This window comes from Paraburkholderia gardini (assembly GCF_907164545.1).
Lineage (GTDB): Bacteria > Pseudomonadota > Gammaproteobacteria > Burkholderiales > Burkholderiaceae > Paraburkholderia > Paraburkholderia gardini.
Genome location: NZ_CAJQZB010000029.1, coordinates 48,649 through 65,788, shown reverse-complemented (window position 1 = coordinate 65,788; position 17,140 = coordinate 48,649). Strand labels below are relative to the sequence as shown.

Sequence of the window (17,140 nt, the reverse complement as noted above, 5' to 3'; positions counted from 1 at the left end):
GCGGGGACAATCACGAACTTCGCCGTTCAACCGGCCTTTTCGAACAACAAACCCAGTTCGCACCGGGCTTATTGTTTGGGAGGCGTGTCAGGTTGCGAGCGTGATAACGAGCTTTCCACGATGCACTTCAACGCGAATACGGCTATTAATCGTGAAGCCCGCTTTGTCGAGCCATCGCCCGGCGAGACGAATCCAGGGCGCGGGCGGTAAATCCTTCCGTGGACGGTAGTAATCGTGGACGCTTCTGATCGGTCGCGGTCGTCTTTGTGACGAAATCGTCGCAAAACGTTCGGTAACAGGTGCAACTGCTTTATGATTGGCGTCAGCCATGATCAACTCCTTCGGTGAGTTGGTTGTGGTCAGCGGGCCGTATGGGTTGCCGCCCATACGGCCCGCGCTTCTTTTCCTTCCAGATGTTCTCCGCTGTTCTATCAATCGGTTCGATCGATGACGCTTAGTGAGTCATCCGATCTATTTTCACGCAGTGAAAATTCTCAAACAATATGCCGAATGGCCACCGGGCAGCAAATCCGTTCGCGCTTCTGCGTTGAATCAAACTCTCGTCACGTTTGTGACTATGGTCGGCAAAAACAGTCCGGCCGCTATCTCGCCAGAAAATCGAGCCCTCAATCACCGCAAACGATGCGGAGAATATCCGTGCCAATCACCGCAAATTTTGCGGTGATTGGCCGCTGCATTTCCGGAGACCCGCCGGACCCGTGAGCATCTCTACATTGAGAGGCCCAAAATCACACTCAGGTTCCAGCCTCTTCCAGCGCTACCACCGCCGCCTTTAAAGCCGTCCTCACCCCTTCCTCAACCACAGGGTGATAAAAAGGCATCTCCAGCATCGCATCGACGGTGAGCTTCATCTGCAGCGCCCATGAGAGCAGGTGAGCGATATGTTCAGCATCCGGCCCGATCCATTCCGCGCCGACGAACTGCCGCGTAGTCTTGTCGGCATACACATGCATCAACCCACGATTACGCAACATGATGCGGCTACGCCCCTGGTCTTCGAAACTAACCTCACCGACCACAAACGAACCCGGCGCCAGATCGACAAACCGCGCACCAACCATCGCCACGCCCGGGTCCGAAAACACCACCGAAATCCGAGCCCTTCTAACCAGCGCAGCAACATCCGGAAACCGCGCAGCATTCGTCCCCGCGACCTTACCTTCATCCGCAGCCTCATGCAGCAACGGCAATACACCGTTCACATCCCCAGCAATAAACACAGGATGCGCACCAGCCTGCAAAGTCAGCGGATCATAAACGGGCACGCCGTCCTTATCGACCACTAGCGACGTATTCCCCAACGCCAGCCCAGCCACATTAGCCCTTCGTCCAGCCGTAACCAGCACATAGTCAAACGTATCCTCAACCACCTGCCCCGAACCAGAATCAGAGCCAGCCTCAGTCCGATACCGCATCCGCACGCTATCGCCCTCACGCGAAACAGCCTCAACCTCGGCCCGCGCAAAAAACCGGAACTCATCGGCGAACACCTTTCCGGCGTAATCCTTGATAACAGGATCCGTCAAAGGCCCAACCCGCCCACGTGCGCCGATAACCGTCACATCCACGCCCAAACGCGACAAAGCCTGCCCCAGCTCCAGCCCGATCACACCCGCGCCCACAACAGCCACCTTCCGCGGCAGATCATCCCAGGCAAAAACATCGTCATTCACAATCGCCCGGTCGCCCAGCTTCCGATACATCTCCGGCACATACGGCGACGACCCGGTCGCAATCACCACACTGCGCGCGCGCACCTGCGTGTGGTCGCCGACCTGCAACAACCCGTCATCGATAAACCGCGCGTAACCGATCAACCGGTCCGCTTCAGGAATCCCCTCGGTGCTCTCGACCACAAAACCCACGAAGCGGTCGCGTTCGCCCTTCACTCGCGCCATCACCTCGCGACCATCGATACGAATCATCCCATCGACGTGCACGCCAAACGGCGCCGTCCGCGCCGCAGCATGCGCGGCCTCAGCAGCCGCGATAAGCAGCTTCGACGGCATACATCCCACACGCGCACAGGTCGTCCCATAAGGCCCGCCCTCGATGAGCATCGCGGACGCGCCCGCTGCCTTCGCCGCGCGGTACGCCGGCAAGCCGGCACTGCCGGCGCCAATAATCGCAACATCGGTTTGAACTGTTTTCATGACATCCTCAATGGGGATCGCACATGGCCGACAACCGGTCACAGCCCCGGTCCACAGGACGTGGACACCGGCCCCAACGGCCTGCACCCTCCTCAAGTAGAATCGACTGGCATTGCATGACGTCACTATATGTCGGCGCTTGCCCGGCGCTAATCCTCAAACGACGCATAAACATGCTCAAGCGGCTCATATGGATCTGTTAAGTCGACTCCTTTCCCTGATGCCCGTCACCGGACGCCTCGATGTGCGCTGTCACTTCGGCGCCCCGTGGGCCATCAACCAGGAAAAGTCGGGTGTCCGCGAAATCCCGTACCACGTGCTGCTCTCCGGCAGCGCGGTCGTTGAGGACGGCACCGGCCCGCTCGAGCGGCTCTTCCCGGGCGACATCATCGTGTTTCCAGCCGGCGACGCCCATCGCATCCACGACGGCAGCGGTGCGACGCCCAGCCAGCCAACGCCGCGTCAGGCGATCTCTTCGGTGGTCCTGGAGAACGGCGGCGAGGGCGCATCGGCGGACATCCTCTGCGGCCGCTTCCTGCTCGGCGCGGTCCCCGACCGGTTGCTGCGCGATCACCTGCCGGGGCGCCTGATCGTCCGCAGCGCGAACGCGGGCAACGCGCGCGGCGAGGCAGGCGAATCCACCCAGTCGACGGCGAACTCGCGCCTCACACGCCTGATCGAATTGATGAGAGAGGAAGCCACCGACGACGGTCCCGGCAGCGAGACGCTCGTGAGCCATCTCTCGGCGGCGTTGTTCGCGCTGACGCTGCGCTTCGCGAGCGAACTGTCGGCGCCGCCACACGGGCTGCTCGCGCTCGCGGGCCGGCCGCGCCTGCAGGCGGCGGTCTCGGCGATGTTCGAGACGCCCGGCGAGCCGTGGACGCTCGATCAGCTCGCGTCGCTCTGCAACATGTCGCGCGCGACGTTCGTGCGGCAGTTCCAGGAAGCCATCGGCCGCTCGGCCACCGACGTGCTCACCGAAGTGCGCATGACGATCGCCGGCCGTGCCCTGTTGCAGTCCACCACGCCGGTCGCCGGGATCGGCGAAGCAGTGGGCTATCAGTCGGAAGCCGCGTTCCAGCGGGTCTTCAAACGTCAGATCGGTGTGACGCCGGCGCGCTGGCGTTCCTCCGGCGGCAACATCCGCGCGGAATAAACGACGGCCCGGCAAGGGCCGTTGTTCTTCATCCTCCATCTCCCAAACGGCGTGACGCATGCGATGCGTTCGCACGTCTGTCAAATCGCATCGCGTTGTTTCTATTGTCTGATCGCCCAAAACGCCGATGAGCCGAATGAGCATTTTGATGAGCCGCCACGCTATTAACGATCGAGGGGATGACTTTTATAGTTCAGTCACACCGTCGTCGACGGAAACTCTTTCAAAGGTAATCATCATGTCTTCAGTCACGATCTACTCAACACCGACGTGCCCGTACTGTCTCGCAGCGAAGGCGCTACTGCGCGGCAAAGGGGTGGCGTACAACGAAATCAGTATCGAAGGCGACCGCGACGCGGCCATCGCGCTGGCGAAGAAAACAGGGCGTCGCACTGTCCCGCAGATTTACATCGGCGCGACGCATGTCGGTGGATTCGACGATCTGTCAGCGCTGGATCAGGACGGCCGTCTCGATGCACTGCTCCGTCGCGACGAAGCACTTTCGTAATGCGTGGAACAGGCGGTCAGGCAAGCTCGCCTGACCGGCCGCGCGATGCGGCAGACGCTTAATGCCGTCAAATCGCCTGATCTTTGCCGATTTCCGATAACACTTCGATTAATGGCGCTCTACCATCGGCCGATGGGCGTCTGCTTGCGGCCCACACAAGCGCATGGTGTACTTCAACTTTCGGGTGGCGATTGTGTTCGCGATCGCTCTCGTGCCCGGCTACCTGTACTTCGTGTCGACACGTCGTCAGCATGAAGCCGCTTCGGCGAACGCCCTGCTCGAAGACTGACGCGCCACGCAAAGCCGCTGCTTCCGGGCAACGGCGATGGAGCAACGGAAGATGAACTATACGGAGACTATCGGCAGCCGTACGTACCGGTTCGCCGATCTGAAGACCCTGCTGGCGAAGGCGAGCCCGCTGCGCTCCGGCGACCAGCTCGCCGGCATCGCGGCGGCAAGCGAGGAGGAACGCGTCGCCGCGAAGATCGCGCTCGCATCGGTGCCGCTGCGCACGTTCCTCAACGAAGCGGTCGTGCCGTACGAAAGCGACGAAGTCACACGCCTCGTCATCGACGATCACTCGCCCGAAGCGTTCGCCGAAATCGCACATCTGACAGTCGGCGATTTCCGCAACTGGCTGCTCTCCAGCACGACGGATACCGCGGCGCTCACACGAATCACGGCGGGCCTGACACCGGAGATGGTCGCGGCGGTGTCGAAACTGATGCGCAATCAGGATCTGATCGTGGCGGCGCGCAAGCGTCCGGTGGTGACGCGCTTTCGCAATACCGTCGGCTTGCCCGGACACATGTCCGTGCGCCTGCAACCGAATCACGCAACCGATGACGTCAAGGGCATCGCGGCGTCGATGCTCGATGGCCTGATGTACGGTTGCGGCGATGCGATGATCGGCATCAATCCCGCCACCGACAGCCTCGCCGCCATCACCACGCTGCTGCACATGGTCGACGGCTTCCGTCAACGCTATCAGGTGCCGACGCAGTCATGCGTGCTCACGCACGTCACGAACACGATTGCCGCGATAGAGAAGGGCGCGCCGGTCGATCTCGTGTTCCAGTCGATCGCGGGCACGGAGAAGGCAAACGCGGGCTTTGGCATCACGCTTGCGCTTTTGCAGGAAGGTTATGAGGCCGGGTTGTCGCTCAAACGCGGAACGGTCGGAGACAACCTGATGTATTTCGAAACCGGGCAGGGCAGCGCGCTTTCGGCGAACGCGCATCATGGCGTCGACCAGCAGACATGTGAAGCGCGCGCGTATGCTGTCGCGCGCAAGTTCAATCCGTTTCTGGTGAACACGGTGGTCGGCTTTATCGGGCCGGAGTATCTGTACGACGGCAAGCAGATCACGCGCGCCGGTCTCGAAGATCACTTCTGCGGCAAGCTGCTTGGCGTGCCGATGGGTTGCGACATCTGCTACACGAATCACGCGGAAGCCGATCAGGACGACATGGACAATCTGCTCACGCTGCTGGGTGTTGCGGGCGTCAATTTCATCATGGGCGTTCCGGGCGCCGACGACGTGATGCTCAACTATCAAAGCACGTCGTTTCACGATGCGTTGTACGTGCGCGATGTTTTAGGCCTGCGTCGCGCGCCGGAATTCGAAGCGTGGCTTGAGGCGATGCAGATCACCGACACGCGCGGCGCGCTTTTGAGCGCATCTCCGCGCCAGCCGCTACTGCAAGGCGCTAAAGACTGGATGGGAGCCGACCTCGCATGAGCGACTTCCTCGAAAAGAATCCATGGAACGCGCTGCGTGAATTCACTAACGCACGTATTGCATTGGGTCGCGCGGGAAACAGTCTGCCGACCGCGCCGCTACTGGCATTCGACCTCTCGCACGCGCAGGCGCGCGACGCCGTGCATCATCCGCTCGACGCCGATGCCTTGCATGAACAGCTGCGCGCGCATGGTTTTACATCGATCGATGTGCATAGCGCGGCACCCGATCGCGAGCATTATCTGCGTCGTCCGGATCTTGGGCGGCGTTTGTCCGACGAGAGCCGTGAAGCGCTGGCGCGTGTCACGATAGATTCGCCCGACGTCGTGTTCGTCATCGCCGATGGTCTTTCTGCGTTCGCCGCGTCGCGACAGTCGTTGCCTTTATTGCAGGACGTCTGTGCGCGACTTTCGGACTGGAAAATCGGTCCCGTTGTCGTGGCGCGCCAGAGCCGTGTCGCGCTCGGCGACGAAATCGGTGAGCTGTTGAAAACAAAGCTGGTGGTGATGCTGATCGGCGAGCGGCCCGGCCTCAGTTCGCCAGACAGCCTTGGCATCTATTTGACATGGGCGCCGAAACCCGGTTGCAGCGACGCGCAGCGCAACTGCATTTCGAACGTGCGTCCTGAAGGGCTTTCATATGAGGCCGCAGCACATCGGCTGCATTATCTGCTGACGCATGCGCGTCGCCTCGGGTTGACTGGCGTCGGCCTTAAAGATGAAAGCGATGCCTCGCTGGAAGAAACAGCCGCAGCGACGGCAGCGGTCCCTGCGCCGCCGTCTGCCTGAGAGAAAACGCCTTTAATCACGCTTGATCACGCATCCGCGCGCGCAACCGGATGCTTTTCGAGCCACGCGTTTTCCGCATCTTCGAAGAGACGCGAACGCGTAAGAAAGCGCATCCCGGTAGGACGTTCAAGCGAAAACATACCGCCGTTGCCGGGTACGACATCGATGATCAACTGCGTGTGCTGCCAGTATTCGAATTGCGATTCGCTCATGAAGAACGGCACACCGGCAATCTCGCCGAGCCGCACGTCCGAGCTGCCCACCATGAACTCCGACGCAGGAAAACACATCGGCGCGCTGCCATCGCAACATCCGCCCGACTGATGAAACAGAATCGATCCGTGTTCGGCGCCGAGTTCGTGGATCAACGCTTCCGCGGCGGGGGTTGCGATCACGCGTGCTACTCCATCGTCTGCCATGACGTCACTCCAGTGAAAAAAAGGGCGAACCGCAACGTGCAACTCGCCCACGGGAGCGTCGAGCTCAGAAGAAGCCCAGCGGCTTCTCGCTGTAGCTGACGAGGAGATTCTTCGTTTGCTGGTAGTGATCGAGCATCATCTTGTGATTCTCGCGTCCGATGCCGGACTGCTTGTATCCGCCAAATGCCGCATGGGCCGGATACGCGTGATAGCAGTTCGTCCATACGCGTCCAGCCTGGATTCCGCGGCCAAAGCGGTAGGCACGCGTGCCGTCGCGAGTCCAGACGCCTGCGCCGAGGCCGTAGAGCGTGTCGTTGGCGATCTCCAGCGCTTCGTCTTCGTTTTTGAAGGTCGTGACGGAGACGACCGGCCCAAAGATCTCTTCCTGGAAGATCCGCATCTTGTTGTGGCCTTTGAACACGGTCGGCTTCACGTAATAGCCTTTGCTCAATTCACCGCTCAACGTGTTGCGCTCGCCGCCAATCAGACACTCGGCGCCTTCCTGCTTGCCGAGATCGACATACGACAGGATCTTCTCAAGCTGCTCCTGCGAAGCCTGCGCACCGATCATCGTTTTCGTATCGAGCGGGTGGCCTTGCGTAATCGCCGCTACACGCTTGAGCGCGCGCTCCATGAATTTGTCGTAGATCTTTTCGTCGACGAGCACGCGCGACGGACACGTACACACTTCGCCCTGGTTCAGCGCGAACATCGTGAAGCCTTCGAGCGCCTTGTCGAAGTAGCTGTCGTCTTGATCCATCACATCGGCGAAGAAAATATTCGGACTCTTGCCACCGAGTTCAAGTGTCACGGGAATGATGTTCTGGCTCGCGTACTGCATGATCAGACGGCCCGTCGTCGTCTCACCCGTGAACGCGATCTTGGCGATGCGCTTGTTCGACGCCAGCGGTTTGCCCGCTTCCAGGCCGAAGCCGTTGACGACGTTCAGCACGCCAGGCGGCAGCAGGTCATGAATCAGTTCGAGCAGCACAAGGATCGAGGCGGGCGTCTGTTCCGCGGGCTTAAGCACGACACAGTTGCCCGCGGCGAGCGCCGGCGCGAGTTTCCACACCGCCATCAGGATCGGGAAATTCCACGGAATGATCTGGCCGACAACGCCTAGCGGCTCATGAAAGTGATACGCGACGGTGTCTTCGTCGACCTGCGAGATCGAGCCTTCCTGTGCGCGCGCGCAGCCCGCGAAATAGCGGAAGTGATCGATCGCGAGCGGAATGTCGGCCGCCATGGTTTCGCGCAGCGGCTTGCCGTTGTCGGTCGTTTCCGCGACGGCGATGCGCTGCAGGTTCGCTTCCATGCGATCGGCGATGCGGTTCAGGATGTTCGCGCGCTCGGTCGTCGACGTTTTGCCCCACGCGACTTTTGCGCGATGCGCGGCGTCGAGCGCGAGTTCGATGTCGGCTTCGCGAGAGCGGGGAATCGATGTGAACGGCTCGCCGGTGATCGGCGAGATGTTATCGAAATACTCGCCGCCAACGGGCTTTATCCACTCGCCGCCGATGAAGTTCGCGTACTGCTTCTTGTACGGGAATTCGGTGGTCAGGAACTGCATCTCTGCATGGTTCATCAGTGTGCTCCTCACATGTGTGATCGTTTATCGTCGGTGCGCTCTTCTGCCAGCCGCGAACCGGATACGCCAGAAGCGTGCCAATGGCGTATCCGGTGCGATTCATGCGTGTGCAAAGAGGCACTGCGGCGATGCGCGTCGTTGAACCGATGCTTTGCGGTTCAGATCGATGCGCCAGACTTGAACACGCGGTGGGACGCCTGTTCAGGACTTGAACACATGGGAGGCTGCTTTTGTGACACCTGATCAAACCGGCAGGGCGTGACGATGAAGCGCTGCGTGCGTCGGAACATCGATGCACCGGCGCTCAACGAACAAACGGACACGCGCCACCGCGCGTGCCCGCTCATCACCGATGATCCACTCTGCTGCGCAAGCGACCTTGCGGGCCCCGCTCAAGCCCCGGACGCCGGATCCGTCGCGTACATCAGCGACCCAGGCGTCGTCAGCATCTCCCCCGTCTCAAGCAACGTCTTGAGCCCGGAAAGAATCATCGGCCATCCGCCGTACAACTCGGGATTCGCGTTCTCGCGCAGCTCATCGTGCGTCACCGTCAGGCGGCACGAATCCGCGATCTGCTCGATTTCCCACGTCACGCGCGTCGTGCCTTCGCTCTTCACGTTGTCGCTCCACAGCGCGCGGAAGCTCTGCACGAGCCGTTTCGGTGGATCGACCTCCAGGTTCTCGCCTTCGACAACCACGCTGCCAGCCGCCAGGCCCGACGTCGCGTGACCGCCGCCCAGGGCCTCGTAGCGCGAGCCCGGCGTCCAGTCCGAACTCAGCTGAATTCCGAACGTATATTTCGCCCGCATTTCCTTGTTGGTGATCGCTTCCCACAGGCGTTCCGGCGTCGTCTTGATGTAAATCTCGAACACTTTTTCCATCGTCCTGTCCTCCAGCTGATGTTTCAGCCCGCTCAGCGTGGCGGCCCACGGTGCGGCGTACTTGCTCACCCAGCGGTCGTAGATCAGCTGGATCGGGACGGCGTTCAGAAAGTGCCGCTTCTCGCGCCCCTGTCGACGGGCGACAACAAGCCCTGCCTCTTCCAGCAGCTTCAGGTGCTTCATCACGCCGAAGCGCGTCATCGGCAGCCGGGCTTCCAGCGCGCTCAACGTCTGTCCGTCTTCCTTGAACAGTTCGTCGAGCAGGCTGCGGCGCGTCGGATCGGCCAAAGCTCTAAATACGTCATCCATGTTTCTCACAATAGGTGACCGTATGGTCACCTGTCAAGATGCATCGTATCCAGCGACATACGATTCTTCCCGCGATCCGGGTGCTATTTGTGGTCTATTACGGAGAACGCGGCGCCGCGACGGGCGAAACCGGTCGAGCGGAATCCGTTTCGTGCGACACTGCCGGGCTTTCGATATAACGCACCACGAAATCCGCGCTGCCCTGGCTTCGCACACGTGGCAAGCCTCAACAGACAGCCGGATCAGGCGGGAGAATCAACGATGTTTACGTGCAGAAACCAGTCATGCGACGCCCAGTGGGAAACGTCCGACGTCGTCATCAAGAATGAAGGGCAAGGACTGATGTTCCGCTGCCCGATGTGCGGCGCGCGCAACTACGTCGAGCGCTTCGACGCGGACGATGGCACGATCGTCTACGAGCAGATCGAAGGCCGTCCGCTTTCGTAAGCCGACGCATACGCAGACTCTCAGGCAAAACACATGATCAAACCCACTCCCGCCCCTTTCAGCCAGTTGCCGCTGCCGCCCGCGATGCTGGCCAACCTCACGCAGCTCGGCTATCTGGAGATGACACCAATCCAGGCCGCCAGCCTGCCGGTCGCGCTCGCCGGCCAGGATCTGATCGCGCAGGCGAAGACCGGCAGCGGCAAGACGGCTGCGTTCGCCCTCGCGCTGCTCGCGCGCCTCGATGTGCGTAACTACGCGGTGCAGTCGATGGTGCTCTGCCCGACGCGCGAACTCGCCGACCAGGTCACGCAGGAAATCCGCCGCCTCGCGCGCGCCGAAGAAAACGTCAAGGTGCTGACGCTCTGCGGCGGCACGCCGATGCGTCCGCAAACCGCGAGCCTCGAACACGGCGCGCACATCGTCGTCGGCACACCGGGCCGCATCATGGATCACCTTGAGCGCGGCAGCCTCGATCTGAAAGCGCTCAACACGCTCGTCCTCGACGAAGCTGATCGCATGCTCGACATGGGCTTCTTCGACGACATCGCCACGGTCGTGCGTCAATGCCCGAAAGAACGCCAGACGCTGCTGTTTTCCGCGACGTATCCCGAAGGCATCGGCAAGCTGAGCCAGCAGTTCCTGCGCAATCCGAAGGACGTGAAGCTCGAGGAGCGTCACGACGACAGCAAGATCCGCCAGCGCTTCTATGAAGTGACGGAGAACGACCGCCTGCATACCGTCGGGCTGCTGCTGAATCATTACCGTCCGGTCAGCACGATCGCGTTCTGCAATACGAAGCAGCAATGTCGCGATCTGCTCGACGTGCTGCGCGCGCAGGGTTTTCATGCGCTCGCGTTGCATGGCGAACTCGACCAGCGCGAACGCGATCAGGTGCTGATCCAGTTCGCGAACCGCAGCTGTTCCGTGCTCGTCGCCACCGACGTCGCGGCGCGCGGTCTCGACATCGCGCAACTCGAAGCGGTGATCAACGTCGACGTCACGCCTGATCCCGAAGTGCATGTACACCGCATCGGTCGCACGGGCCGCGCGGATCAGGAAGGCTGGGCGCTCAGCCTCGCGAGCATGAACGAGATGGGGCGCGTCGGCAGCATCGAGCAGGCGAAGGGGCGCGAAGTCGAATGGCATCCCGTCTCCGCGCTGAAGCCGGCGAGCAACGCGCCGCTTTTGCCGCCGATGGAAACGCTGCAGATTCTCGGCGGCCGCAAGGAAAAGATCCGTCCCGGCGACGTGCTCGGCGCGCTGACCGGCGACGCGGGTTTTGCCGGCTCGCAGATCGGCAAGATCAACGTAACGGAATTTTCTACCTACGTGGCGATCGAGCGCGGCGTGGCGAAGGATGCGCTTCGCAAGCTCAACGCGGGCAAGGTGAAGGGCAAGAAGGTCAAGGTCCGTCTGATGGACGAAGACTGAGGCCCACCACGGCGCCAGGCGACGCCATGACGTAAACGCATGCCGTGCATGACAAACTTTCGATTGTGGCTGCGTATTGGTTGATGCCTAATCGGCAGCAACAGGATGGGATTGCCGCACGAGTGGCGTCCCGTCGATACGCTGTCCGATGGAGGAACCCTCATGCAGAGCGCCTTGCAAGCCCGCTCGAAACTGCCCGACGTGGGCACGACGATCTTTACCGTCATCGGCCAGCTGGCCGCCGAACACAACGCGCTGAACCTCTCGCAGGGCGCGCCGAATTTCGCGCCGGACCCGAAGCTCGTTGATGGCGTCGCAGAGGCCATGCGCGCCGGTCATAACCAGTACGCACCCATGGCCGGTATCGGCGCGCTGCGCGAGGCGCTGTCGAACAAGGTCGAGCAGCTGTATGGCGTGCGCTACGACCCGTCGACCGAAGTGACCGTCATCGCGAGCGCGAGCGAAGGCCTCTATTCGACGATCAGCGCGCTCGTGCATCCGGGCGACGAGGTGATCTACTTCGAGCCTTCGTTCGACAGCTACGCGCCGATCGTTCGGCTGCAGGGCGCAACGCCGGTGCCGATCAAGCTCTCGCTAGAACACTTTCGCGTGGACTGGGACGAGGTGTCGGCCGCGATCACGCCGAAGACGCGCATGATCATCATCAACACGCCGCACAATCCCACCGCGACCATTTTCAGCGACGCCGACATCGAGCGCCTGCGCGCGGTCACGCGCAACACCGATATCGTGATTCTCTCCGACGAAGTGTACGAACACGTCGTATTCGACGGCGCGAAGCATCAGAGCATGGCGTGCTATCGGGACCTCGCCGAACGCAGCGTGATCGTGTCTTCGTTCGGCAAGTCGTATCACGTGACCGGCTGGCGCGTCGGCTACTGTCTCGCACCTGCCGCGTTGATGGACGAGATCCGCAAGGTGCATCAGTTCATGGTGTTTTCCGCCGATACGCCGATGCAGTACGCGTTCGCCGATGCGCTTGCGAACCGGGAAAGTTATCTTGGCCTGTCCGCGTTTTATCAGAAGAAACGCGATCTGCTGACAAAAGCGCTGCGCGAATCGCGCTTCGAACTGCTGCCGAGCGAAGGCAGCTTCTTCATGCTCGCGCGCTTCCGTGGATTCTCCGATGAACGCGATAGCGATTTCGTGCTGCGCCTGATTCGCGATGCGCAGGTCGCGACTATTCCGCTCTCCGCGTTTTACACCGACGGCACTGATTCCGGCCTGATCCGCCTGAGCTTCTCGAAGGACGACGCGACGCTGATCGAAGGCGCACGCCGTCTCTGTTCGATCTGAGGAGTACGTCATGAGTCAGATGGAAAAGACGCTGACCGCCGCCGTCGTGCAGATGAGCAGCACCGGTGACGTCGCGTATAACCTGGAGCAGGCGCGTCACTGGGTCACCGAAGCGGCGCGCGCGGGTGCGACGCTCGTGAGCCTGCCCGAGTACTTCTGCTGGATCGGCAACGACGAAGCAGAGCGCGTCGCGCTGGCCGAGACGCCAGGCGATGGGCCGATCCAGCAGGCGCTTGCGCAACTCGCGCGCGAAACCGGCACGTGGCTGATCGGCGGCACGGTGCCGATCCGTCCGGCGGGATCGCAGGCCGGCACGCATGCGTACAACACGTCGCTGCTGTTCGACCCGAGCGGCGAATGCCGCGCGCGCTACGACAAGATTCACCTCTTCAGCTTCAGCCAGGGCACGGAGCAGCACGCCGAAGGCGATACGATGGTGGGTGGCGACAGCGTCGGCACGGCGCACGGGCCGTTCGGCACGCTGCGGCTTTCCGTCTGCTACGACCTGCGTTTTCCCGAGTTGTACCGTGCGGGGCCGGCGGCGGATGTCATCGCCGTGCCCGCGGCGTTCACACATACGACGGGCCTCGCGCACTGGGAACTGCTGCTGCGTGCGCGTGCTGTCGAGAATCAGGCGTACGTGCTGGCTTCAGGCCAGTGCGGCACGCATCCCAATGGCTGGCGGACTTTTGGTCACAGTATGATCATCGGACCATGGGGTGAAGTGCTCGCGCGACACGACGACGAGCCAGGCTTCGCTATCGCGACGCTCGGTTCCTCGGTGCTCGACGCGGTGCGCGAGCGTCTGCCGGTGCTGAAGCACAAACGCATCGCAACGCCGTCCGACGTCACGACAGATTAACCGGATCAAAGGGAAGGAGATCATCCATGAAGCTGCTCAGGAACCTGCTGGCGATTGCCTGTGCATTCGCCGCGACCTCGGCCTCGATGTCGGCCATCGCCGCCGACGCGACAACGATGCGCTTCGGTCTCGAAGCGCAATATCCGCCGTTCGAATCGAAGGGCGCGAATGGCGAACTGCAGGGCTTCGATATCGACATCGGCAATGCCGTCTGCGCGACCGCGCATCTGAAGTGCTCGTGGGTCGAGACGTCGTTTGACGGGCTGATTCCCGCGCTGCAGGGCCGCAAGTTCGATGCGATCAATTCGGCGATGAACGCAACCGGGAAACGTCGTCAGGCAATCGAGTTCACGAACATCATCTACCGTGTTCCGACGCAACTGATCGCGCGCAACGGCAGCGGCCTCGTACCGACGCCGGAATCGTTGAAGGGCAAGCGCGTTGGTGTGCTGCAGGCTTCGATTCAGGAAACGTACGCGAAGGCGCATTGGGAACCGGCAGGCGTGAACGTCGTGTCGTATCAGGACCAGAATCAGGTGTACGCGGATCTCGTGTCCGGTCGTCTCGATGCCACGCTGGTGCTCGCGCCTGCGGGACAGACGGGCTTCCTGTCGCGTCCGGACGGCAAGGATTTTTCGTTCGTCGGCCAGCCGGTGCGTGACGACAGGATTCTTGGCAGCGGTATCGCATTTGGTCTGCGCAAGGGCGACGATTCGCTGAAGAAGCAGCTCGACGCCGCGATCGCGAAGGTGCAGGCCGACGGTACGGTGAAGACGCTGGCGCACAAGTACTTCGGCAGCATCGACGTTTCGCCGAAGTAATGAAGTAGTTTGTCTGCGGGCCGGCCGCGCGGAAGCACTCAGGTTTCCTCGCGCGAGCCGGCGAGAGCGGCTCAGCCGATGCAGGTTCTCCGGGCCTGCAACTGTTCGAAAGCGTCGACAATCCGCTCGACAAACATGTTCTTGTGAGCGAGCACACCGTTGTTCGCCTCACGATGAACCAGCATGGTCGCGTTGCCTTCGAACACCAGCACGCGGCCGTCGGGCAGCAGCGTAAAGTCGATACCGCCGTAGTCGAGATCGAGACGCCTGCCGATTGCGGCGATCGCATTCATCGCCCGTTCTCCCAGCACCGCGCCGCTGTCCTGCAGGAAGCGGCGTTCCTCGTCGACTTTCCAGTCCGCCGTGATCATGTCCGCGGAAAAGTAATGCACGATCCAGTGCGATGAAATCGCGAGGTGGTAGGGGAACGGCACCCTGTCGACAAACACGGTCCGGTACTTGCGAAAGTACCCGTCCGCGCTGCGGAAGTCGTGGAATGCCGTCAGGTAATGCGGGGCGTCGACGGTCGCCAGCGCGGACCACAGTGCGTCGATCGACGTGTGCATCGTCAGCCCCTCACCGCCATGCTTCGCGAGCGGACGTGTCAGAACCGGAAAGTCGATGCCGTCGTCGACGAGCCGGTGTGTGAGGGCGTCGATTGACCCGGGCATCGTTTCCAGCAGGATGCATGGCGCGACCACCACGTCGTCCAGATCTGCAAGGAGCCTGGGCAGCCTGTCCCGTCTTGTCCGCGCGACTGCCGCTGGCGGGTTGAGCAGCGGGCGATTGCATCGCTGCACGAAGCGTTCGAGACGTGGCGCGAGCGGTTCCGCAATGTCCGGCTCACCGACTGCGTTGAAGACCAGATCGAACGGCGGCAACTGATCATCTTCCGCGTCGCTCGCATGGTCGATCGCGTACTTGATGCGATAGCTCGTGGCGGGTGGAAGCAGCGTCTCGAACGGTACGTTTCCTGCCGCGTTGCCGGTACACAGGATCAACACCTTGCGTGGCGCGTTGTCGGCGGGCTCCACATAGATCCGCTGCAGCCGGTAGGCGTGCGCGCGGTGCACTCGCGCTTCGGTGGCGTTCCCCGTCGCGTCATGGACGGCAGCGAGATTCTGATGGGCGATCGCGAGATCCGGATCGACGTCCAGCGCGATTTCATACCATCGCCTCGCGGATTCATGGTCACCGTTCATGAAGAAGACGGTCGCGACGTTGAAGAGCGGAATCGCCCAGGGCTGCGGCAGCGTCTTCATCAACTCGAAGGTTTCGAGGCCGACTCCGTGAGCGAGATAACCGGTCTCGTTGCCGGCGTCGCGCATCGCGTCGGACATCGAATGATGTAACCCGACGTTCAGCGGGTCGGCATCCAGCAGACGCGTCAGGTCCGCGATCGTCTGTCCGGTCTTGTCATGACCCGTGAGCCGGGTCGCGCCGGACACGTCGTCCTGAGATTCCGTTTTGTCATCGCCTGCTTGCGTGGAATTCGCCATGTTGTTCTTCAGTAGATCGTGCAGGGTTTCGCGTGAACGTTACTTCAGACGCGCTCGTCGGAAAACGCCGTCAAGGCTTGAGCCAGCGTCTCCACGGCCTGAGGGGTGACGGCGTTGTATAGCGAGGCGCGCAGGCCGCCAAGCGACCGGTGCCCTTCCAGTCCCACCATGCCCCGCTCCCGCGCAGCGACGAGAAACGCGTCGTCAAGACGCTTGTCGCCGAACGTGAAGGCGACGTTCATCTGCGAGCGCCAGCGGCGGTCTGCGTGAATGGTGACGCAATCGTCGAGTGAATCCAGCGCCGCGTACAGGCAACGTGACTTTCTTTCGTTGATGTCCTGCATGGCCCCCAAACCACCGATATCGAAGCGCAGCCAGCGCGTAACCAGCGTCAGGACGTAGATCGCGAATACCGGCGGCGTGTTGTAGTTCGAGCGATGCGAAATATGGGTGCGAAAGTCGAGAATCGACGGCAGGCCGTCCGGGATGCGTTCGAGCTGCGAGCGGTCGATGATCGCGACCGTGACGCCGGCTGGACCGAGATTCTTCTGCGCATGCGCGTAGATCATCGAAAACATCTCGGGCCGGATTGGCTTCGACAGAAAATCCGACGACATGTCCGCGACGAGCGGCACGTCGAGCGTTTCTTCGCAGACAGGGAATTGCAGCCCTTCCACTGTTTCGTTCGATACGTAATGCAGGTAGGCGGACGAACGGGACACATCCAGCTTATGCAGATCGGGCAGTTGCCGGTAACCGCCGGGACGGCCGTCCCATGCGATCGTCGTTGGGCACACGCGCGCAGCTTCGGCCGCTGCTTTCGCGCTCCAGTAGCCGGCGTTCACGTATTCGGGCGGCGCGCTGGCGGCTGCGGCGAAGTTCATCGGGATCATCGCGAACTGCAGACTGCTGCCGCCCTGGAGAAAGGTCACCGCGTAGTCGTCGGAGATGCCGAGCAGGTGACGAAGATTCGATTCGGCTTCGTGCAGGATCGTGTTAAACCAGTCTGACCGGTGACTCATTCCGAGCACGGACAGGCCGGTCTCCGGGAGTGACGCGATTGCCTCCCGTGTTTGCGCGAGGACGACTTCCGGCAACGCGCCGGGACCGCCGGAAAAATTCAGTGAATTCGGTGTCATGTTTTGTCAGTCGGCATTCAGTGTGTGTCGTGTGTCGGGAGGTTTGCCAGGGCGCAGGCG

General features: G+C 61.7%; 17 protein-coding genes. 10 read left to right on the top strand and 7 right to left on the bottom strand.

Annotation, left to right across the window (positions count from 1 at the left end; all coding sequences use genetic code 11):
* Positions 1-87: 87 nt before the first annotated feature.
* Together LPA37_RS19510 and LPA37_RS19505 are read right to left on the bottom strand one after the other, a co-directional pair.
* The gene (locus tag LPA37_RS19510) at positions 88-330 is read right to left on the bottom strand and encodes a SymE family type I addiction module toxin (RefSeq protein WP_229013389.1); all 243 of its coding nucleotides are present in this window, start codon (positions 328-330) and stop codon (positions 88-90) included.
* Between the two features lie 425 nt (positions 331-755).
* Complete coding sequence (locus LPA37_RS19505; RefSeq protein ID WP_229013388.1) at positions 756-2,174, bottom strand: dihydrolipoyl dehydrogenase; 1,419 nt, start codon at positions 2,172-2,174, stop codon at positions 756-758.
* 190 nt (positions 2,175-2,364) lie between these two features.
* Here LPA37_RS19505 and LPA37_RS19500 point away from each other — a divergent pair, with 190 nt between their 5' ends.
* The 5 genes from LPA37_RS19500 (at position 2,365) to eutC (ending at position 6,367) form a co-directional block, all read left to right on the top strand.
* Entirely contained in the window at positions 2,365-3,330 is a 966-nt protein-coding gene (locus LPA37_RS19500; protein WP_228982955.1) for an AraC family transcriptional regulator, read from the top strand.
* A gap of 238 nt (positions 3,331-3,568) precedes the next feature.
* Positions 3,569-3,838: a glutaredoxin 3 gene (grxC, locus tag LPA37_RS19495; protein ID WP_229013387.1), complete on the top strand. Its 270-nt coding sequence runs from the start codon at positions 3,569-3,571 to the stop codon at positions 3,836-3,838.
* Positions 3,839-4,001: 163 nt separating this feature from the next.
* Entirely contained in the window at positions 4,002-4,127 is a 126-nt protein-coding gene (locus LPA37_RS27740; RefSeq protein ID WP_267478180.1) for a hypothetical protein, read from the top strand.
* Positions 4,128-4,178: 51 nt separating this feature from the next.
* On the top strand, positions 4,179-5,579 hold the full coding sequence (locus tag LPA37_RS19490; RefSeq protein ID WP_229013386.1) for an ethanolamine ammonia-lyase subunit EutB: 1,401 nt from the start codon (positions 4,179-4,181) through the stop codon (positions 5,577-5,579).
* Positions 5,576-6,367, top strand: a complete 792-nt coding sequence (gene eutC, locus LPA37_RS19485; RefSeq protein WP_229013385.1) for an ethanolamine ammonia-lyase subunit EutC — start codon at positions 5,576-5,578, stop codon at positions 6,365-6,367. The genes LPA37_RS19490 and eutC overlap by 4 nt, the downstream gene beginning before the upstream one ends.
* Before the next feature lie 26 nt (positions 6,368-6,393).
* Here eutC and LPA37_RS19480 read toward each other — a convergent pair whose 3' ends face one another.
* The 3 genes from LPA37_RS19480 to LPA37_RS19470 form a co-directional block, all read right to left on the bottom strand.
* Positions 6,394-6,786, bottom strand: coding sequence for a DUF779 domain-containing protein (locus LPA37_RS19480; RefSeq protein ID WP_228982965.1), 393 nt, complete (start codon positions 6,784-6,786; stop codon positions 6,394-6,396).
* A 64-nt stretch (positions 6,787-6,850) separates the two neighbouring features.
* A complete protein-coding gene (gene adh / locus LPA37_RS19475; protein ID WP_229013384.1) occupies positions 6,851-8,371 on the bottom strand; it encodes an aldehyde dehydrogenase in 1,521 nt (506 codons plus the stop codon).
* Between the two features lie 395 nt (positions 8,372-8,766).
* Complete coding sequence (locus LPA37_RS19470) at positions 8,767-9,564, bottom strand: ArsR/SmtB family transcription factor (protein ID WP_229013383.1); 798 nt, start codon at positions 9,562-9,564, stop codon at positions 8,767-8,769.
* A 261-nt stretch (positions 9,565-9,825) separates the two neighbouring features.
* Between LPA37_RS19470 and LPA37_RS19465 the strand changes: the two genes are divergently transcribed.
* The 5 genes from LPA37_RS19465 to LPA37_RS19445 all read left to right on the top strand — a co-directional run bounded on the left by LPA37_RS19465 (position 9,826) and on the right by LPA37_RS19445 (position 14,442).
* Positions 9,826-10,011 carry a hypothetical protein gene (locus LPA37_RS19465; protein ID WP_228875573.1) on the top strand — a complete coding sequence of 62 codons (186 nt, stop codon included), beginning with the start codon at positions 9,826-9,828 and terminating at the stop codon, positions 10,009-10,011.
* A gap of 33 nt (positions 10,012-10,044) precedes the next feature.
* Positions 10,045-11,442, top strand: a complete 1,398-nt coding sequence (dbpA, locus tag LPA37_RS19460) for an ATP-dependent RNA helicase DbpA (protein ID WP_229013382.1) — start codon at positions 10,045-10,047, stop codon at positions 11,440-11,442.
* A gap of 162 nt (positions 11,443-11,604) precedes the next feature.
* Positions 11,605-12,759, top strand: a complete 1,155-nt coding sequence (locus LPA37_RS19455) for a pyridoxal phosphate-dependent aminotransferase (protein WP_229013381.1) — start codon at positions 11,605-11,607, stop codon at positions 12,757-12,759.
* Positions 12,760-12,769: 10 nt separating this feature from the next.
* Positions 12,770-13,621 (top strand): carbon-nitrogen hydrolase family protein, encoded by an 852-nt coding sequence (locus LPA37_RS19450; protein ID WP_228982982.1) that lies wholly within the window; start codon positions 12,770-12,772, stop codon positions 13,619-13,621.
* A 26-nt stretch (positions 13,622-13,647) separates the two neighbouring features.
* A complete protein-coding gene (locus tag LPA37_RS19445; RefSeq protein WP_229013380.1) occupies positions 13,648-14,442 on the top strand; it encodes an ABC transporter substrate-binding protein in 795 nt (264 codons plus the stop codon).
* A 71-nt stretch (positions 14,443-14,513) separates the two neighbouring features.
* Here the strand turns inward: LPA37_RS19445 and LPA37_RS19440 are convergent, their stop codons facing one another.
* Both LPA37_RS19440 and serC read right to left on the bottom strand, forming a co-directional pair.
* Positions 14,514-15,941 carry an ATP-grasp domain-containing protein gene (locus LPA37_RS19440; protein ID WP_229013379.1) on the bottom strand — a complete coding sequence of 476 codons (1,428 nt, stop codon included), beginning with the start codon at positions 15,939-15,941 and terminating at the stop codon, positions 14,514-14,516.
* A 44-nt stretch (positions 15,942-15,985) separates the two neighbouring features.
* Complete coding sequence (gene serC, locus LPA37_RS19435) at positions 15,986-17,080, bottom strand: 3-phosphoserine/phosphohydroxythreonine transaminase (protein ID WP_229013378.1); 1,095 nt, start codon at positions 17,078-17,080, stop codon at positions 15,986-15,988.
* Positions 17,081-17,140: the final 60 nt, after the last annotated feature.